We start from the raw sequence: 17,221 nt of genomic DNA on the forward strand, positions 1-17,221 counted from the left end.
ATTAGTGTACCTATAAAAACGTACCACTCTATGAGTGGTGCGTTTTTTTATTTATAAAAGACGCTATTTCTTCAAAAGGTGTCTTGTAGTCAAACCAATTGATAGTCTCATCACGACGATACCAGGTCATTTGTCGCTTTGCAAAACGACGGGTATTTGTTTTTATATTTTCAATAGCCCTCTCTAGAGTAACTGTGCCTTCAAAATATTCAAAAAGTTCTCTGTAGCCTACAGTTATAAGGGCGTTGTTATGCTTTCGCGAAAGCAAACTTTCCACCTCTTCAACCAGACCATTTTTAATCATAAGATCTACGCGTAAATTAATACGATCATACATGATTTTACGGTCTGCTTGTAATCCTATTTTGATGGTTTCAAAATTGCGCTTAGGTTTAGGTCTATTTCTGTAAAATGAAAATGGCTCATCTGCCGAAAGACATACCTCTAAAGCTCTAATGACACGCTGTGTGTTCTGTATATCAACTTGCTCGTAATATGTTGGGTCTTTTTCTAATAGAAGTTCCTGTAGTGCTTCAATGCCTTCGCTCTCGTGTAAATCTTTGAGCTTTGCCCGTACACCATCCTTTACAGGTGGAAACTCATCTAAGCCATTAATGACAGCATCCACGTACATGCCTGAGCCACCTACCATAACGAGTGTGTCATATTTTTTATGTAGTGCCGTAATTTTCTGGATAGCATCTTTTTCAAAATGACCTACACTGTAATCTTGATCTACCGAAAGGTGCTGTATAAAGTGATGTGGAGCTGCGTTGAGTTCCTCAGGTTCTGGAACAGCGGTACCTATGTACATCTCTTTAAAAAACTGTCTAGAGTCTGCAGATAGAATTTCTGTCTTAAGATATTGTGCAACTTTAATAGAAAGTGCAGTTTTACCTATTGCAGTAGGTCCTACGATGGGGATGAGATATTTACTCATGTGAGACATTAAGCGTGTGTCCGCATTTATGACAAAACTCTGCGTCATCACGATGTTTCTTTGCATTACAGTTTACGCATGCTTGCGTGTTCATATGCACATAATCTTCACCATCTATCGTGATTTTTTCTGAGCTCATGTCTTTTGCATATTCTGCACTTACAATACCTGTAGGTACTGCAATAATACCATATCCTAGAATCATGATGACAGCAGCAATAAGTTGTCCAAGTGGAGTAACGGGTGCAATATCACCAAAACCTACCGTTGTGAGTGTTACAATACACCAGTAAACACTTACAGGTATGCTTGAAAAACCACTTTCTTCTCCTTCTACCATATACATAATAGTACCAGCGATTATACACAGAATGAGTACGGCAAATAAGAAAATGCTAATCTTAGCTCTACTATCTCGTAGCGCCTTTGATAACTTATTAGACTCACCTACGTATCTCGTGATTTTTAAAATCCTAAATACTCGTAAGAGACGCAGTGCTCTTACAGTGAGTAAGGCGTTTGAACCAATAAAGAAAAATGCAAGATATTGTGGTATCGTTGAGAAGAAATCGATAAGCCCGTAAAAGCTAAAAATATATTTTGTAGGTTTCTTTATCGTTATAATTCTCGCAAAGTATTCTAGCGTGAAGAAGATGGTGATAATCCATTCTCCTATCTCAAAAACATCATGGTATTTTGCATCTAAACTCTTTACACTCTCCAGCATGACTAATGCAATACTTGCTAGTATGAGAACAAGTAGTACTACATCAAATAATTTTCCAGCAGGTGTATCTGCTTCGTAAATAATATCATGTAGTTTCCTGCGCCAGAATGATGTACCCTCTTTTGTCAAAATATCTAATTTTTATACAGTGGCTTAAAAATAGTGTTTTCTGTGCTAGTTAGTGATCTGGTCTAGCAGGATAATCTTAAGTCGTTTTCTACTACGACAATAACTTTGGATAATATGTCTAGCATCTCTGTTATCCTCCATGGGAGTTATAATAGCTTTGAGTGTTTCTAGATTGTTAAGTTGGAAGTCAGGTTTAAAATAACCTATCCCTTTAAAAACCCCATCTTCTATAAGTACTACAGAGCGTTCATTTGAAGTGCGACCACGCTCAACAATCACCATACTCTTATTTGTATAGCTGTGCTTATCTAAAAAAGCCTGAACCCTTTTATTATAAGATTCTGGTGATTCTTCACCTATACAAGCGCCATTACATTTTTTAATAGTGTAATTAAAGCAGTTACCATTCTTCTCATTGTACAGCGTCTTATTTTGGCATAAATCATACGAGTCTATAATGCGCTCTAGATTAGCTTTGGCACTCATGGTGTTGCTGTAGGTAGTGATAGATTCCTTACGTGCATCTGCTCTTTCAGTCTTAAGGTGTATATAGCCTTCACTGTCTGTATAGTGAGTGAGCTGTACCTTAAATTTAGTTCTACGTAAGGCTCTATTAAACTTTGGCTTTTTGCGTTTTATTTCTTCATTTTCCTTTAGAAGTGCAATGAGCTCAGTACCTGTAATCTGGTAAGTAACCGTTTCTACCTGATCTTGTATTTGCTTACTCTTACGATTATCATTAGTAAAATGTTGCGTAAGGCGTTTTTTCATGTTTTTACTTTTGCCTATGTAAATGATGGTTCCATTTACATTATGCATAAAGTATACACCAGTCTCAGAAGGAACGCTTCTTATGAGGTCCTTGAGTTTGGTATCCATATGCTTTTTTGGGAAAGAGCGTATGGCCTTGGTTATAATTGTCTTTTCTGGATCTTTTTCTAGGAGTAGCTTAAAAAGCTTTACTGTGGCAATAGCATCTCCATCTGCTCTATGTCTGTTAGACATCGCGATTCCTAGTGCCTTCGTTAACTTGCCTAGGCTATAGCTATCATGACCTGGGAGCAACTCTTGTGAGAGCTCTACAGAGCATAGCGTTGTTCTTTCAAACGGATATCCGAGTCTGTCAAACTCTAGACTTAAAATGCGATAGTCAAACTGGGCATTATGAGCCACAATAATACATCCCTCAGTAATTTCAATAATACGCTTTGCTATTTCATGAAACTTTGGAGCATCTTTTAACATCCCGTTGTTAATGCCAGTAAGTCCTACTACAAATGCTTGTATGGGGCGTTCTGGATTTACGAGAGTGATAAATTGGTCTACAACTTGATGTCCGTCAAATTTATAAATGGCGATTTCTGTTATACCTTCTTCGTTGTACTTACCGCCAGTGGTTTCTATGTCTAGTATTGCGTAAATATGCTATTTTTTAAAATTCCAGTTTTTAGGGAATCACGTTATTTTAAATATAAGTCAGAGTAATTAAAGTTATCTAGCACCAAAAATACTGCTTCCTACTCTAATCATAGTGCTCCCTTTGTCAATTGCGAGTTTATAATCACCACTCATTCCTGAGGATAGTATGGTAAGATTTGCGCTTTCGCGAAAGCGTAAAAATAATCCTTCTAGCAACTCAAACTCTGCCGCAATTTGATCTTGGTTATCTGTAAAAGTTGCCATTCCCATCAGTCCAACAACATTTACATGTGGATAATTATCTAATGTGTTTTCTTCAAAAAGCTTGACCGCATCCTGCACTGCCATACCAAATTTTGAATCTTCACGAGCAATCTTAATCTGAATAAGTATATCAATTACTCGGTTATTTGCTGCTGCTTGTTTGTTTACTTCTTTAATAAGTTTTAAACGATCTACAGCATGTATAAGGCTCACGTATGGAGCCATAAATTTTACTTTATTGGTTTGAACGTGACCTATCATGTGCCACTGTATATCTTTGGGCATTTCTTCCCACTTGTCTGTCATTTCTTGAATTTTATTCTCTCCAAAAATGCGTTGGCCAGTTTCATACGCCTCCATAAGGTCTGAAACAGGTTTTGTTTTTGAAACAGCTACAAGAGTAACATGTGAAGGAATGTTTCCGCGAAAGCGTAAGATATTTTCTGCTATACTCATTAAAATTCGTAAATGGTTACGCCGCTGCGTAGTTTAGGTTCAATATACGTACTTTTTGGTGGCATTTTTAATCCAGCGTCTGCTATTTCTTTTAGCTCATTGATAGTTACTGGAAGCATACCAAAGCTCACTGCATATTCCTTACTATCTATACGATCTGTTAAGCTAGAGATATCACGCCTTCCATCTACATATACTATGCGGTCATCATTTCTCAAATCTATGATTCCTAAAATAGGTTTAAGTACCGTTTCGTATAATATGTGAGTGTCTAGTCTATCTAGCGGAGTGTCAAAAGTGCGCAAGCTATGTCTTAAGTAGAGGCTGTAATACTCACCATCCAGATACATGTTAAAGTGATGTTTCTTTGATGGTTTATAAGGAGTGGTTCCTCGATTCTCAATTCTAAACTTGCTGTCTAGTGCTATTAAAAAAGCTTCTTTACTCAGACCGTTAAGGTCCTTTATAAGTCTATTGAATTCATAAATGAGTAACTCTGATTCAGGTATGAGGAAGCTCATAAATGAATGGTAGCTTTCTTGATCTTTAATGTGTTTTTTAGAAAGTAAGGCAGAGGAAGAAGATCTATGATGACCATCTGCAATGTAGAGACTATCCATGCTAGCAAAAGCATGTTGCAGCTTTTCTATAGTCGCCGTGTCTGTTACTGGCCATAAGTAATGTGTGTCGCGATAAGTGGTTGTAAATTCATACTCGGCGCGATCGCTCATTACATTGTTGAGAATGCTCTCAATCTCATCAGAGTTTTTATAAGTGAGCAATACAGCTTCTGCATTAAAGCCTACAGTGTCTAGGTATTCTGTAAAAAGAGTCTCGCGGTCTTCTAGCGTGTCTTCGTGTTTTTTTATAATATCCTTCTCATAGTCTTCTACAGAAGCGCTAGCTACAATACCACAAAAGGTATTCTTTTCTCTATCTACAATTCTATATACATAAAATGCAGGTTGCTCTTCCTTAACAAAGACACCATCATCTTTAAATTCTTGATAGCGATTGCGCACAAGTTCAAAACGTTTTTTCCCGGTGATTTCTTTTTGAAATTTATATCCTGGGTTGATAATATGTAAGAATGAGAACGGATTTTGTGCCATTCTGTGGTCGCGTCCTACTTGATCATAAAATTGGTAGGCGCGTGTAGCAACCAGCCCTACTTTGTCTCTAGTAGGTCTTACCGCACGGAATGGGAGAATTTTTGCCATGTTATATGTACTTAAGGCGCAAAACAATGCGCCTTTATCAAGTTATGAGTCTTTTTGAGATTATGAAGCAAACATCGCTGCGACTTTCTCTGCCTTGCGACTTTCTTTATAGTCGTAAAAACCTTCACCAGACTTCACTCCTAATTTTCCAGCTCTCACCATGTTTACTAAGAGCGGGCAAGGTGCATATTTTGGATTTTTAAAGCCGTCGTGCATTACCTCTAGGATTGATAGACAAACATCTAGACCTATAAAATCTGCAAGTTGTAATGGTCCCATAGGGTGTGCCATCCCTAGTTTCATAACTGTGTCTATTTCATAAACACCAGCCACACCGTTGTATAGCGTTTCTATAGCCTCATTAATCATAGGCATAAGGATGCGATTTGCTACAAATCCTGGGTAATCGTTAACCTCCACTGGTACTTTACCTAGCTTTTCAGAAAGTTCCATGATGGTCTTTGTAGTAAGGTCACTCGTATTATAACCTCTTATGATTTCTACAAGTTTCATGATAGGCACAGGATTCATAAAGTGCATTCCTATTACTTGGTCTGGACGTTCTGTAACAGCCGCAATCTGAGTAATTGAAATAGAAGATGTGTTTGTAGCAAGTATGCATGAGTCACTTGTGGCTTCATCTAGAGATTCAAAAATCTTTAATTTTAAATCTACGTTTTCGGTAGCGGCTTCAACTACAAGCTCCGCATTCTTAACGCCTTCTGCAAGGTTTGTATATGTAGTTATGTTGTCAAGAGTTTGCTGCTTTTCTATAGCGGTAATACGCTCTTTGGCAACCATTCTATCTAGGTTTTTTGAGATAGTAGTAATCCCACGGTCTAGAGAATCTTGAGAGATATCTACTAGTTGAACTTGGTAACCACTTTGAGCAAAAGTGTGAGCAATACCATTGCCCATTGTTCCTGCTCCTATAACTGCTATGTTTTTCATTTTATATAAAATTTTGAATGGTGTCGTATTCTTTACAGAATTCAAACTAATAAGTTAATTTTCATAATTAAAAAAGTTCCTTCTACTTAAAGGATTTTACTCATAAGTATGCTCAAGAAGTATCTCTGTACTTCCATCATATTCGATATATCCTACAACATAATCTCCGTCATAAATGAGCTCAGTAGTTTGTGATACACCAAAAGCTTCTGATGTAAGTGGTGTATTTTTACTCTCTTCTAAATCAAGAAGTGCATACAAAATATGATTTGTTTCTGAAACAGCACCACCTAATGGATCTTTAAAATGGTTTGTGTCAAAATCAGAGTATGTGATGTCTAATTCATTTCCTTCAGTTTGATTTATGAGGTTATTATCAGAGTTTCGTGTGAAAATGGTTTCGCGTTCAAAACCTGTCTCAGTAACAGAAAAAAGTTCGCTGTCTATATATTTTCCTGTAAAGAGTATCTCCATTACTACAGGACTTTGAGAATCCGTCAAAACTAGTTTGTTATCTGCTAACTCTATAAAATAGTCGCTTCTGATAATGCTTTCTTGATTTTGATTATATTCAGATCTTACTATCCTATATGGGAATCTATTATCACCTTCAAAAAATGCTTCGCTGGTTGAGTATCCTAGGTCGGCATATTGAGTGATTTTAAAAAGTCTTCCAGAATTTTGGTATTCATATAGCTGAAAATCACTTGTAACCTCGTCAATTGTTATCGTAGTTTTAGTGTATTGTAAGGCGTTGTTGTTTTCTTCTGTTGAAACAGTTTCATCATCTGAAGAGCAGGCTGTTATGAATAGCGCCGCAATTAGCAGAAGTGTCAAGTAGTTTGTTTTCATGTTAGACCTAATTGAGTGTTTTAATTGGTAGATGATTGTTTTTATTTAAAAATCTGCAATAATCATTTTTGCTACTCGTAAAGCTTCTGTTCCAGCCTTCAATGATACGATTGGGGTGGTGTTTTCTTTTATTGCTTTCGCGAAAGCGTCTAGCTCATCAAGTATTGCGTTATTGCTAGGTACATCTGGATTGTCAAAATAAATTTGCTTCTTGATTCCTTCTGCATTCTGAAGAATCATTGCAAAATCATCTGGAGATTCTGGAGCGTCTTTCATTTTTACAACCTCTACTTTTTTCTCAAGAAAATCTACCGAAATATATGCGTCTTTCTGAAAGAAACGTGCTTTACGCATGTTTTTCATAGAGATGCGGCTCGCGGTTAGGTTTGCAACACATCCGTTTTCAAACTCAATACGGGCATTTGCAATATCTGGAGTTTCTGATATAACAGATACACCACTCGCATTGACACTTTTTACAGGACTATTTACAACACTTAGTATTGCATCAATGTCATGTATCATAAGGTCTAAAACCACGGGGACATCTGTTCCTCTTGGATTAAATTCTGCAAGTCTATGTGCCTCGATAAACATAGGGCTCTTAATGGAGTGACTCACAGACATAAATGCCGGATTGAAGCGCTCTACATGACCTACTTGCCCTAGAACGTTGTGTTCTTCTGCAAGTGTGAGTAGTTTTTCTGCCTCATCAACGGTAGTTGTTATTGGTTTTTCAATAAAGAGGTGCTTTCCAGCTTTGATTACTTTTTCGGCACTTGCATAGTGGAAGGTAGTAGGGGTCACTACATCTACCATATCACAGGCGTTGATTAAATCTTCTTCGGTCTCAAAAGCAGTGTAGCCAAATTCTTGAGAGATGGCATCTCTAACCTCTTTTGAGGTGTCATAAAACCCTACAAGATCGTAGTGTTCAGAAAGTTTAAGAAGTTTTAAGTGTATTTTTCCTAAGTGTCCAGCACCTAGTACGCCAGCTTTAAGCATAGTGTTTGATTTTTATACAAAAATAAGGTTTTAGATACTTTTTGAGAGCATACACATTTCTTCAAAGAATATTTTTTTAAAATGGGTGTAAAATCTTAGCTAGAGATATGTTAAATTTCCAACTTTTCTTCTAATTTAGTAATTCATGAAAGATACTACTCGCCACCAAGGAAAACGCCGTCAACTTGTTCAAATATTGAGAGATAAGGGAATCACCAATGATCTTGTTCTTAAAGCGATTGGGAAGATTCCGCGTCATTTTTTTATGGATAGTAGTTTTGAGCATCACGCATATCAAGACAAAGCGTTTCCTATCGCTGCAGATCAAACCATCTCACAACCATATACAGTCGCTTTTCAAAGTGAGTTAATGGAAATTAAAAAAGGAGACCAAGTTCTTGAGATAGGGACTGGAAGTGGTTACCAAACTGCTGTGCTTTGTGAACTAGGAGCCAAAGTATATTCCATAGAACGCCAGCAAGAGTTGTATAAGAAAACAAAGTTGTTTCTGACTAAGCTAGGATATAGACCTCGTTTTTTAAGTTTTGGTGATGGGTACAAGGGATTACCGTCTTATGCACCTTTTGATAGTATTATAGTGACGGCTGGAGCTCCGTTTGTTCCAAAACCCCTACTCGCTCAACTCAAGATAGGGGGTAGACTTATCATACCTGTAGGTGATGATCCTCAAATTATGCAACGCTACGTACGAACTTCTGCCACTTCTTTTGAGAAAAAGGAATACGGAGAATTTAGATTTGTACCGCTACTGGAGGATAAGAATTAGAGCGTCTATAATCTAAGAGATTTTTACATAACGTCACTAAAGAGTTATCTTTACAACTATGGAATTCTCTTCAAAACTTCTTGAAAATGCAGTCTATGAAATGTCTCAACTCCCAGGAGTAGGTAAGCGTACTGCATTACGATTAGTATTACACTTATTACGACAGCCAGAAACACAAACTCACCACCTTACAGAAGCGTTAAATACAATGCGCGATACTATTAAGTTCTGTAAAAAGTGTCACAATATCTCAGATGTGGTATTATGCGAGATATGCTCAAATCCTAATAGGGATGAAAGCATAGTTTGTGTGGTAGAAGACGTAAGGGATGTAATGGCGATAGAGAATACCAGTCAGTATCGTGGGTTATACCACGTGCTAGGAGGTAAAATCAGTCCGCTGGATGGTATAGGGCCTCAGGATTTAAATATCTTTTCACTCATAGATAGAGCAAAAAGCGGAGAGTTAAAGGAGGTGATTTTTGCATTGAGCTCTACAATGGAGGGGGACACTACAAACTTCTATATTTATAGACAGCTTGAGGCTTATGATATTAAGACCTCTACCATTGCCCGCGGTATTTCTGTAGGTGATGAGCTTGAGTATGCAGATGAGGTTACCCTAGGAAGAAGTATCTTACATCGCATTCCTTTTGAAAATTCTTTAAAGAATTAAATTAATATATTGTCAATTGGTAAATTTTCAACCATGTCGCTATCGATTGTACACAGTAAAACTTATTAAATTCCTTTAAGCTTTTTGCAACTATCCATAATCATTGTAAGTTATAATGTCATGCACTATCTAGAGCTATGCCTGGACAGTGTACAGGAAGCTGTAGCTTTAATTGATGCAGAGATTATAGTAGTTGATAATGCCTCTGTAGATGGAAGTGTGCAAATGGTCAAGGAGAAGTTTCCTGAGGTAAAGATTATTGCTAATGACAATAATGTTGGCTTTTCATCTGCAAATAATCAAGGGGTTGACATAGCGCAAGGAACTCATATATGTATTCTTAACCCTGATACGGTGGTGCCTTCAAGTGTGTTTACATGTTTGTTAGAAATAGCTTCAGATCAATATAAAGGAGCACAAGGAGTCCGTCTTGTAAATGGAAGAGGAGCTTATCTGCCAGAAAGTAAACGCAATGTTCCCACTCTCAAAGTTGCTTTAAGTAAGATGATGGGTTACGGATCTTCTTATTATGCCACTCATATAGCTAGTGATGCTAGGGGGGAGGTTTCTATTCTAGTGGGAGCATTTATGTTTATGTCTCGCAAACTCTACAAAGAAGTAGGGGGCTTTGATGAACGCTATTTTATGTTCGGTGAAGATATAGACTTGTCTTACACCATTACAAAGGCTGGTTATGGCAATTACTACGTAGGCGATGAGGCGATACTACATTTTAAAGGAGAGAGCACAGTAAGGGATGAGCATTATAGAAAGTGTTTTTATGGAGCGATGCAATTGTTTTATGAAAAGCACTTTGGCGATAATGTGTTCAAAGGTTTTCTTGTGAATGTTGGTGTGAGCTTAGCAAAGTTTAAGGCTGGGTTTTATAAAAAGTATTTACAATCTAATCTTGCTGGTGGTGAGTGTTATGTGCAGGAGTATTTGTTGCTTACGGATAATAAGTTTTTAAGTGACGCTTTCGCGAAAGCGGTAACAAAACCAGTGTCTATGATAAGCGCTATGTGTGTTCCAAAAGAAGGACAAGAGCTAGTGTTTGATGCTACATATATAGGCTATAGCGACATAATTAAGGAAATTATAACACATGAGGGTAGTGGTGCTACCTATAAAATCATTCCTAAAAATGGTACTTTTGCAATAGGCAGTAATAGTAGTGTAGGGAAGGGTGACGTGATTGTGTTTAATAGAGATTAGTACTTTATAATCACTATTGGATTGATTTAATTACTATTTTTGCAAAAACGAGTATTAAAAACAGCTACATTTTACGAATATGGCAAGATTTGAATTAAAGCTACCAAAAATGGGAGAGAGTGTTGCAGAGGCAACGCTTACAACTTGGTTAAAAGAAGTAGGAGATACTATAGAGGCAGATGAGCCTGTATTAGAGATCGCTACAGATAAGGTAGATAGTGAAGTTCCTAGTGAAGTAGACGGTGTTTTAATAGAAAAACTGTTTGAAGTAGATGATGTTGTTGAGGTAGGGCAGACTATTGCTATTATAGAAACCGAAGGAGAAGGAAGCGGTGACGCTACACCAGCGCCTGCTCAAAAAGAAACTAAAAAAGAAGAGGTTGCAGTTGCTGCAGTCGCTCAAACTGTAACTGCAGCAAAAGACGCAGTAGCTGCACCTGTAAGTTCTGGAGACCGTTTTTACTCACCACTGGTGCGTAACATGGCTAAGGAAGAAGGTATTGATCAAGCAGAGCTAGATGCCATTGCAGGGACAGGTAAAGATGGTAGAGTGACTAAGGATGATATGTTGACATATCTTTCTACTCGTGGTACAGCTCCGGCTAAACCAGCTGCACAAAAACAAGCACCTGCTGCTAAGGCTGCTCCAGCAGTAAAAGCAACACCAGTAAGTGTAAATGGTGAAGATGAGATTATAGAGATGACACGTATGGGTAAACTCATATCGCATCACATGGTCGCATCTGTACAAACAAGTGCACACGTTCAATCTTTTATTGAAGCAGATGTAACAAACATCTGGAACTGGAGAAAGAAACACAAGGATAGCTTTAAGGCAAAAGAAGGTCAGAATTTAACCTTTACTCCTATATTTATGGAGGCTGTAGCAAAAGCTATACGTGATTTCCCTATGATTAATATTGCCGTAGATGGTGATAAAATCATAAAACGTAAAAATATAAACCTAGGTATGGCAGCCGCTTTACCAGATGGTAATCTTATAGTACCTGTAATAAAAAATGCAGACCAACTTAATCTCGTAGGGATGGCAAAGTCTGTTAATGATCTTGCGGGACGTGCTAGGGATGGAAAATTAAAACCAGATGATACTGCTGGAGGAACTTATACGGTAACAAATGTAGGAACCTTTGGGTCTATCATGGGAACTCCTATTATCAATCAGCCGCAAGTTGCAATTCTTGCGCTAGGAGCAATACGTAAAGTACCTGCGGTAATAGAAACTCCAGATGGAGATTTTATCGGGATACGTATGAAAATGTACCTTTCACACTCTTATGACCACCGTGTGGTAAATGGAGCACTGGGCGGGCAGTTTGTAAAACGTGTTGCTGAGTATCTAGAAGGATTTGATGTAAATCGCGAAGTATAAGTAAAGCGATCAAAACTATATAAGCCAAAGGCGCAACGTGAGTTGCGCCTTTCTTGTTTTATAAACTTAATAATAGCTGAGCTATATAGATTAGTTCTTTTTTAATCCTTTCCAGTCATACTCGCGTATAAAGTTTTTAATATCTACAATACTCCAGTGCTTTCTGCCTTCAAACATTACAACGGGCAAGTCTATAATCCCACCTTTATAACTAGAGGTTTTGAGATGATCAAACATAAAGTCATTCACCTTGTTGTTAGTACTTACATCCAGCACACGGTATTTGTAATGATTTTTATTTAAAAAATCTGTGAGCAACTTACATTTCTCGCAATCTGGCTCTGTAAATACGGTGAGTTCATCATCCTTTAGGGGTCTTATGTTTACAAACTCCTCTTTGTCTGCTCCTTTTCTGGTAGAGATGTCTTGTAATTCGTTCTCATAAGTAAAAATCTTAGTGTAGGTAGGCTCCACTCCTTTGAGAGGGATAAGTGTAATCATGAGAACTTTTGAGTTGGGTGGGAGTTTTTTTATCACAGGCCTATCTGCGCTTCTTCTAAAGCCTTCTCCCTGCACGATTAGGAAAGCCTCTTGCTCTTCATCTGTGTTGTTTTGAGCATAGAGTAACCATCTTTTTGCTTGTTTATCTTCTATCAATTCGACAGGAGGTGTGTTGTTTTGTTGCGCTTTCGCGAAAAATTGAAACCCTGACACCAAGGCTATAAAAAATAATAGTTGTAATCTATTCATCTGTTTTAGGAAGTTTTAAATTCTTAGTGAGTGAGTAGTCAGATTCGAAAAACTGAATATATGTAGGCTGAATTTTAGGCGATTTATTGCGAGGAGACTTCTTAAAGAAGCGCGCTTTTGTATTGTTTAAATCAATTGTAAATTGATCGTTTATATCATCTTCGGTAGTTGTAAAAACAACAACTTTACCCTCAAGTTTCCAGTTACCGCGTGCCCACCAGTGCTCTTCTTCTTGACCTTTATGTTGTCTAAAATTGTGATACTCAAATCTGCCGTTGGGTGCTAAGGTAAGTGATTTTGTGAATTTTGTACTTGTATCAAATTTAGCGTTCTCTGAGGTGGTGTCAACCCCCTTACTATAAACACCAGAGACATCATCTGTGGTGAAAGGGGAGTTTTGTGCGGTTCCCATTTTCGCGAAAGCGAAAATTAAAAAGGCTAACAGTAAAAGTTTATTTTTCATAATTATCTTAAAATCAAAAGATGTACCAAGATAGAGAATCTCCAATTTTTAATGAAAGAGGGAGTTAATTTTGTAGTTTGAAACAAGTATTTTTGTGCTATGCAATTAAAAATTACAAGACCGATTTGCTTTTTTGACCTTGAGACTACTGGAATTAATGTAGCCAAAGACAGAATTGTTGAGATATCTATACTTAAAGTTTTTCCAGATGGGAGGGAAGAGGAGTTTACAGAACGTATAAATCCTACTGTGCCTATTCCTGCGGCAACAACTGCGGTGCATGGAATAAGTGATGCAGATGTGGCAGATAAGCCTACGTTTGCGGCTCGTGCAAAGGATGTTCATGATATTATAAAAGATTCAGATCTCGCGGGATTTAATTCAAATAGATTTGACATCCCATTACTAGTAGAAGAGTTACTGCGATCAGGTATTGATTTTGATATGAAAAATCGAAATGCCATTGATGTGCAGAATATTTTTCACAAGATGGAGCAACGCACACTTGTGGCGGCTTATAAGTTTTATTGTGGTAAGGACCTTACTAATGCGCACAGCGCCTCTGCAGATACTTGGGCTACCTATGAAGTGTTAAAATCACAGCTGGATAGATATGATGAGCTGGAGAATGATATGAAATTCTTAGGCGATTTTAGTACGCGTAAAAAGCAAGCAGATTTTGCTGGATTTATAGGGTATGATAAGGATGGTATAGAGATCTTTACCTTTGGAAAACACAAAGGAAAAAAAGTAGAAGAGGTGCTAGATAATGAACCTGGATATTTTGGCTGGATTCAAAATGCAGATTTTCCCCTTTACACTAAGAAAGTGCTGACGGCAATAAAACTGCGCAAACTTAATACTAAAGGATAGTTTATGAAACTTATATGTATAGGTCGTAATTATGCAAAGCATATAGCAGAGCTTGAGAATGAACGCCCAGAACATCCTGTGGTTTTTTTAAAACCAGATTCTTCTATATTATTAAGTAAACATCCTTTTGTGATACCACCATTTTCTAATGATGTGCATCATGAGGTGGAAATTCTTGTAAAAATCAAGAAGATAGGGAAGTATATAGATAAGAAATATGCTAGTAGCTATTATGATGAGATAGGGTTAGGTATTGACTTTACGGCTCGTGATTTGCAAGCACAGCTCAAAGAAAAAGGATTGCCATGGGAAAAGGCAAAAGGTTTTGACGGTGCTGCTGTGATAAGTCCTAAGTGGTTGCCTGTGTCAGACTTTAACTCTGTAGATGATATTTCGTTTCGTTTAGAGAATAACGGTCATGTAGTGCAAGAAGGTGCTACTAGTGAAATGCTATGGAAAATAGATGAATTAATAAGTTATGTGTCTCAGTATTTTACACTTAAGATAGGAGATGTTATATTTACGGGTACTCCGGCTGGAGTTGCGCGAGTACAAGAAAACGATAAATTAAAAGGGTATATAGGAGAAACAGAGATGTTCTCTATAAACGTAAAATAAGACATGTTGAGACATTATAATCTAGAAAAAGTAAGAGAGATTGCTGGTGGTGATGAGGATTTTGTAGGCGTTATCGTGGCGACATTCTTACAAGAAATTCCGCCAGATTTAGAGTCTATGCAAAGTGCTATCGAAAATAATAATCATAAGATGGCATATCAATTTGCACATAAAATGAAACCTAATCTCGATATGTTTGGGATTGATTTACTGGATCAAATCAAAGCAATGGAGAAGTGGAGCGATAGCAACAAGCCTACATCTGCAATACAGTCTAAGCTGGATGATATAACTTCTACCTTAGGAACCGTAATTGCAGAGCTTCAAGAAGACTTCTAGATGAACGCAGAAATTATAACCATAGGCGATGAGATTCTCATAGGCCAGATTGTAGATACAAATAGTGCTTTTATATCTTCGGCTCTTAATAAAATAGGAGTTTCTATCTATCAGATTACTTCTATCCAAGATGATGAGAGTCATATACTAGAGGCATTTGCCGCAGCCCAATCTAGAGCAGATCTTGTAATTGTTACAGGCGGCCTAGGTCCTACTAAGGATGATATTACAAAGCATACTATTTGTAAGTACTTTAATGATGAGTTAGTGCTTAATCAAGGAGTGCTAGATCATGTAGCGCATCTTTTTAAAGAATATATTAAAAAGCCAATGCTTGATGCAAATAAAACACAAGCTATGGTGCCTAGTAAGGCTGAGGTGTTAGTAAATGAATTTGGTACTGCTCCGGGAATGTGGATTGAGAATGATAATACAATATTTGTCTCTATGCCCGGTGTTCCTTATGAAATGAAGGGGCTTATGGAAAATGAAGTGCTACCACGTTTACAAAAGCAGTTTAAACTCCCTTACATACTTCATAAAACGTTTTTAACTTACGGAATGGGTGAAAGTGCCATCGCCGAAAGGATAGAGCGTTTTGAGAATGAACTGCCAGATGAAATTAAACTAGCTTACCTCCCTTCATTAGGTAGAGTACGTTTACGCCTATCAACCTCAGGTTTATATAAGGAAGTGGTTGAGGCCGCTATGCAAGAACAAGCAGATAAGTTGTTACCGTATATAGACGATATTTTTGTTGGATATGAAAGTGATGGTGAATTTGAGCAGGTTGTAGCGGGATTATTTGTCGAAAAAGGTAAAACACTCGCAATAGCAGAGAGTTGTACAGGAGGGCAGATGGTAGAGCGATTTACAGCACACAGTGGTGCTTCAGGATACCTAAAAGGAAGTCTGGTGACATATGCTACACAGTCTAAAGTTGATATTTTGGGTGTAGATCCAGAAGTTATCAAAAAACATTCTGTTGTAAGCGCACAGGTAGCAGAGCAAATGGCCGTAAATGCCAGAAAACTTTACAAGTCTGATATAGGTATTTCTACCACGGGTAATGCAGGGCCATTAAAAGGCGACAGTGATGCAGAGGTAGGGACAGTTTATATAGGTATAGCTACAGAGAAGGGCGTGACAGCGCATCATTTTATGATGGGTAATCATAGAGAACGAGTAATAGGTAAGGCTGTAAATAAAGCCTTAGAGTTACTTAAGGAAGAGTTACTTTCTAAGTAAAAATTATATTAAAAGTATGCTTTCGCGAAAAAGTGCCATTCTAGTACTTGCGTAGTGCATAAAAAAGAGTAGAAGTAAAGAAAAGTGAAAATCACTTGAAGAAACAGAAAAAAAAGTACAAATAAGTTTTGTAGTGAGATATAAAATTACGTATTTTTGCAGCCTGTTTTGAAATAACTATTTAAAGTTTTAGGAATGTCTAGAGTTTGTGAGCTTACAGGTAAAAAAGCAATGGTAGGAAACAATGTTTCCCACGCGATGAATAAGACGAAGCGTAAATTTAACGTGAATCTTATGAAAAAACGTTTTTACCTTCCAGCAGAAGATAAGTGGATCACGTTGAAAGTATCAACGTCTGCGTTAAAAAATATCAATAAGAAAGGAATCGATGCGGTTGTTAAAGAGGCACGCGCAAACGGATTCTTAACTAAATAATCCCATAAAGAAACACCGAGATGGCAAAGAAAGGGAATAGAGTACAGGTAATCTTAGAGTGCACTGAGCACAAAGCGACTGGTCAACCAGGAACGTCAAGATATATCACGACTAAAAACAAAAAGAACACACCGGATCGTATGGAGTTGAAGAAATTCAACAACGTATTGAAGAAGATGACTGTTCATAAAGAAATCAAATAAGTTATGGCAAAGAAATCAGTAGCATCTTTACAGACAGGATCAAAGCGTTTAACTAAAGCGATAAAAATGGTAAAGTCTCCAAAATCTGGAGCTTATACATTTGTGGAAGCAGTAATGGCTCCAGACCAAGTAAGCGATTTCTTAGCTAAGAAATAAGTTATACTTTACAATATATAAAAACCCGCTTCTCAATAGAAGCGGGTTTTTTGTTGTTCAGAATGTTTGATAAGATATATTCTTAGTTAATAATACAAGGCTGCT

General features: G+C 37.4%; 21 protein-coding genes. 11 read left to right on the top strand and 10 right to left on the bottom strand.

What is annotated here, in order from left to right:
- Positions 1-28: 28 nt before the first annotated feature.
- From miaA to SJY23_RS08710, 8 genes are all read right to left on the bottom strand, one after another.
- On the bottom strand, positions 29-940 hold the full coding sequence (gene miaA / locus SJY23_RS08675; RefSeq protein ID WP_396596040.1) for a tRNA (adenosine(37)-N6)-dimethylallyltransferase MiaA: 912 nt from the start codon (positions 938-940) through the stop codon (positions 29-31).
- Complete coding sequence (locus SJY23_RS08680) at positions 933-1,796, bottom strand: ion transporter (RefSeq protein WP_396596041.1); 864 nt, start codon at positions 1,794-1,796, stop codon at positions 933-935. The genes miaA and SJY23_RS08680 overlap by 8 nt, the downstream gene beginning before the upstream one ends.
- 45 nt (positions 1,797-1,841) lie before the next feature.
- On the bottom strand, positions 1,842-3,218 hold the full coding sequence (locus tag SJY23_RS08685) for an exonuclease domain-containing protein (protein ID WP_396598113.1): 1,377 nt from the start codon (positions 3,216-3,218) through the stop codon (positions 1,842-1,844).
- A gap of 69 nt (positions 3,219-3,287) precedes the next feature.
- Entirely contained in the window at positions 3,288-3,935 is a 648-nt protein-coding gene (locus tag SJY23_RS08690; RefSeq protein WP_396596042.1) for a YggS family pyridoxal phosphate-dependent enzyme, read from the bottom strand.
- A complete protein-coding gene (locus SJY23_RS08695) occupies positions 3,935-5,155 on the bottom strand; it encodes a DUF1015 domain-containing protein (protein ID WP_396596043.1) in 1,221 nt (406 codons plus the stop codon). The genes SJY23_RS08690 and SJY23_RS08695 overlap by 1 nt, the downstream gene beginning before the upstream one ends.
- Positions 5,156-5,215: 60 nt before the next feature.
- Positions 5,216-6,106 carry a 3-hydroxyacyl-CoA dehydrogenase family protein gene (locus SJY23_RS08700; protein WP_396596044.1) on the bottom strand — a complete coding sequence of 297 codons (891 nt, stop codon included), beginning with the start codon at positions 6,104-6,106 and terminating at the stop codon, positions 5,216-5,218.
- Positions 6,107-6,202: 96 nt separating this feature from the next.
- A complete protein-coding gene (locus SJY23_RS08705; RefSeq protein ID WP_396596045.1) occupies positions 6,203-6,943 on the bottom strand; it encodes a hypothetical protein in 741 nt (246 codons plus the stop codon).
- Between the two features lie 60 nt (positions 6,944-7,003).
- Positions 7,004-7,963 (bottom strand): Gfo/Idh/MocA family oxidoreductase, encoded by a 960-nt coding sequence (locus tag SJY23_RS08710; protein WP_396596046.1) that lies wholly within the window; start codon positions 7,961-7,963, stop codon positions 7,004-7,006.
- 145 nt (positions 7,964-8,108) lie between these two features.
- On the opposite strand from SJY23_RS08710, the gene SJY23_RS08715 reads away from it, so the two are divergent.
- From SJY23_RS08715 to SJY23_RS08730, 4 genes are all read left to right on the top strand, one after another.
- Positions 8,109-8,750: a protein-L-isoaspartate(D-aspartate) O-methyltransferase gene (locus tag SJY23_RS08715; protein WP_035334281.1), complete on the top strand. Its 642-nt coding sequence runs from the start codon at positions 8,109-8,111 to the stop codon at positions 8,748-8,750.
- 58 nt (positions 8,751-8,808) lie between these two features.
- A complete protein-coding gene (recR, locus tag SJY23_RS08720) occupies positions 8,809-9,426 on the top strand; it encodes a recombination mediator RecR (protein ID WP_396596047.1) in 618 nt (205 codons plus the stop codon).
- 84 nt (positions 9,427-9,510) lie between these two features.
- Positions 9,511-10,641, top strand: a complete 1,131-nt coding sequence (locus tag SJY23_RS08725; RefSeq protein ID WP_396596048.1) for a glycosyltransferase family 2 protein — start codon at positions 9,511-9,513, stop codon at positions 10,639-10,641.
- 79 nt (positions 10,642-10,720) lie between these two features.
- Positions 10,721-12,031: a dihydrolipoamide acetyltransferase family protein gene (locus SJY23_RS08730; RefSeq protein WP_035334278.1), complete on the top strand. Its 1,311-nt coding sequence runs from the start codon at positions 10,721-10,723 to the stop codon at positions 12,029-12,031.
- A 90-nt stretch (positions 12,032-12,121) separates the two neighbouring features.
- Here SJY23_RS08730 and SJY23_RS08735 read toward each other — a convergent pair whose 3' ends face one another.
- Together SJY23_RS08735 and SJY23_RS08740 are read right to left on the bottom strand one after the other, a co-directional pair.
- Positions 12,122-12,781: a hypothetical protein gene (locus tag SJY23_RS08735; protein WP_396596049.1), complete on the bottom strand. Its 660-nt coding sequence runs from the start codon at positions 12,779-12,781 to the stop codon at positions 12,122-12,124.
- Positions 12,774-13,244: a hypothetical protein gene (locus SJY23_RS08740; protein WP_396596050.1), complete on the bottom strand. Its 471-nt coding sequence runs from the start codon at positions 13,242-13,244 to the stop codon at positions 12,774-12,776. The genes SJY23_RS08735 and SJY23_RS08740 overlap by 8 nt, the downstream gene beginning before the upstream one ends.
- Positions 13,245-13,343: 99 nt before the next feature.
- Between SJY23_RS08740 and SJY23_RS08745 the strand changes: the two genes are divergently transcribed.
- The 7 genes from SJY23_RS08745 (at position 13,344) to SJY23_RS08775 (ending at position 17,116) form a co-directional block, all read left to right on the top strand.
- Positions 13,344-14,117 (top strand): exonuclease domain-containing protein, encoded by a 774-nt coding sequence (locus SJY23_RS08745; protein WP_396596051.1) that lies wholly within the window; start codon positions 13,344-13,346, stop codon positions 14,115-14,117.
- A gap of 3 nt (positions 14,118-14,120) precedes the next feature.
- Positions 14,121-14,735, top strand: coding sequence for a fumarylacetoacetate hydrolase family protein (locus SJY23_RS08750; protein ID WP_396596052.1), 615 nt, complete (start codon positions 14,121-14,123; stop codon positions 14,733-14,735).
- A 3-nt stretch (positions 14,736-14,738) separates the two neighbouring features.
- Positions 14,739-15,074: an Hpt domain-containing protein gene (locus SJY23_RS08755; protein ID WP_035334274.1), complete on the top strand. Its 336-nt coding sequence runs from the start codon at positions 14,739-14,741 to the stop codon at positions 15,072-15,074.
- Positions 15,075-16,322: a competence/damage-inducible protein A gene (locus SJY23_RS08760; RefSeq protein ID WP_396596053.1), complete on the top strand. Its 1,248-nt coding sequence runs from the start codon at positions 15,075-15,077 to the stop codon at positions 16,320-16,322.
- A 195-nt stretch (positions 16,323-16,517) separates the two neighbouring features.
- Complete coding sequence (gene rpmB, locus SJY23_RS08765; protein WP_013749891.1) at positions 16,518-16,757, top strand: 50S ribosomal protein L28; 240 nt, start codon at positions 16,518-16,520, stop codon at positions 16,755-16,757.
- A 20-nt stretch (positions 16,758-16,777) separates the two neighbouring features.
- Positions 16,778-16,960 carry a 50S ribosomal protein L33 gene (gene rpmG, locus SJY23_RS08770; protein ID WP_013749890.1) on the top strand — a complete coding sequence of 61 codons (183 nt, stop codon included), beginning with the start codon at positions 16,778-16,780 and terminating at the stop codon, positions 16,958-16,960.
- A gap of 3 nt (positions 16,961-16,963) precedes the next feature.
- On the top strand, positions 16,964-17,116 hold the full coding sequence (locus SJY23_RS08775) for a DUF4295 domain-containing protein (protein WP_013749889.1): 153 nt from the start codon (positions 16,964-16,966) through the stop codon (positions 17,114-17,116).
- The last annotated feature ends 105 nt before the right edge of the window (positions 17,117-17,221 follow it).

The organism is Dokdonia sp. R86516 (assembly GCF_044596715.1).
Taxonomy (GTDB): Bacteria; Bacteroidota; Bacteroidia; order Flavobacteriales; family Flavobacteriaceae; genus Dokdonia.

Excerpts from the sequence above, each read along its gene's own strand:
- miaA (WP_396596040.1), bottom strand. The coding sequence starts at position 940 with ATGAGTAAATATCTCATCCCCATCGTAGGACCTACTGCAATAGGTAAA.
- SJY23_RS08690 (WP_396596042.1), bottom strand. The coding sequence starts at position 3,935 with ATGAGTATAGCAGAAAATATCTTACGCTTTCGCGGAAACATTCCTTCA.
- SJY23_RS08695 (WP_396596043.1), bottom strand. The coding sequence starts at position 5,155 with ATGGCAAAAATTCTCCCATTCCGTGCGGTAAGACCTACTAGAGACAAA.
- SJY23_RS08700 (WP_396596044.1), bottom strand. The coding sequence starts at position 6,106 with ATGAAAAACATAGCAGTTATAGGAGCAGGAACAATGGGCAATGGTATT.
- SJY23_RS08710 (WP_396596046.1), bottom strand. The coding sequence starts at position 7,963 with ATGCTTAAAGCTGGCGTACTAGGTGCTGGACACTTAGGAAAAATACAC.
- SJY23_RS08715 (WP_035334281.1), top strand. The coding sequence starts at position 8,109 with ATGAAAGATACTACTCGCCACCAAGGAAAACGCCGTCAACTTGTTCAA.
- recR (WP_396596047.1), top strand. The coding sequence starts at position 8,809 with ATGGAATTCTCTTCAAAACTTCTTGAAAATGCAGTCTATGAAATGTCT.
- SJY23_RS08730 (WP_035334278.1), top strand. The coding sequence starts at position 10,721 with ATGGCAAGATTTGAATTAAAGCTACCAAAAATGGGAGAGAGTGTTGCA.
- SJY23_RS08735 (WP_396596049.1), bottom strand. The coding sequence starts at position 12,781 with ATGAATAGATTACAACTATTATTTTTTATAGCCTTGGTGTCAGGGTTT.
- SJY23_RS08740 (WP_396596050.1), bottom strand. The coding sequence starts at position 13,244 with ATGAAAAATAAACTTTTACTGTTAGCCTTTTTAATTTTCGCTTTCGCG.
- SJY23_RS08745 (WP_396596051.1), top strand. The coding sequence starts at position 13,344 with ATGCAATTAAAAATTACAAGACCGATTTGCTTTTTTGACCTTGAGACT.
- SJY23_RS08750 (WP_396596052.1), top strand. The coding sequence starts at position 14,121 with ATGAAACTTATATGTATAGGTCGTAATTATGCAAAGCATATAGCAGAG.
- SJY23_RS08755 (WP_035334274.1), top strand. The coding sequence starts at position 14,739 with ATGTTGAGACATTATAATCTAGAAAAAGTAAGAGAGATTGCTGGTGGT.
- SJY23_RS08760 (WP_396596053.1), top strand. The coding sequence starts at position 15,075 with ATGAACGCAGAAATTATAACCATAGGCGATGAGATTCTCATAGGCCAG.
- rpmB (WP_013749891.1), top strand. The coding sequence starts at position 16,518 with ATGTCTAGAGTTTGTGAGCTTACAGGTAAAAAAGCAATGGTAGGAAAC.
- rpmG (WP_013749890.1), top strand. The coding sequence starts at position 16,778 with ATGGCAAAGAAAGGGAATAGAGTACAGGTAATCTTAGAGTGCACTGAG.
- SJY23_RS08775 (WP_013749889.1), top strand. The coding sequence starts at position 16,964 with ATGGCAAAGAAATCAGTAGCATCTTTACAGACAGGATCAAAGCGTTTA.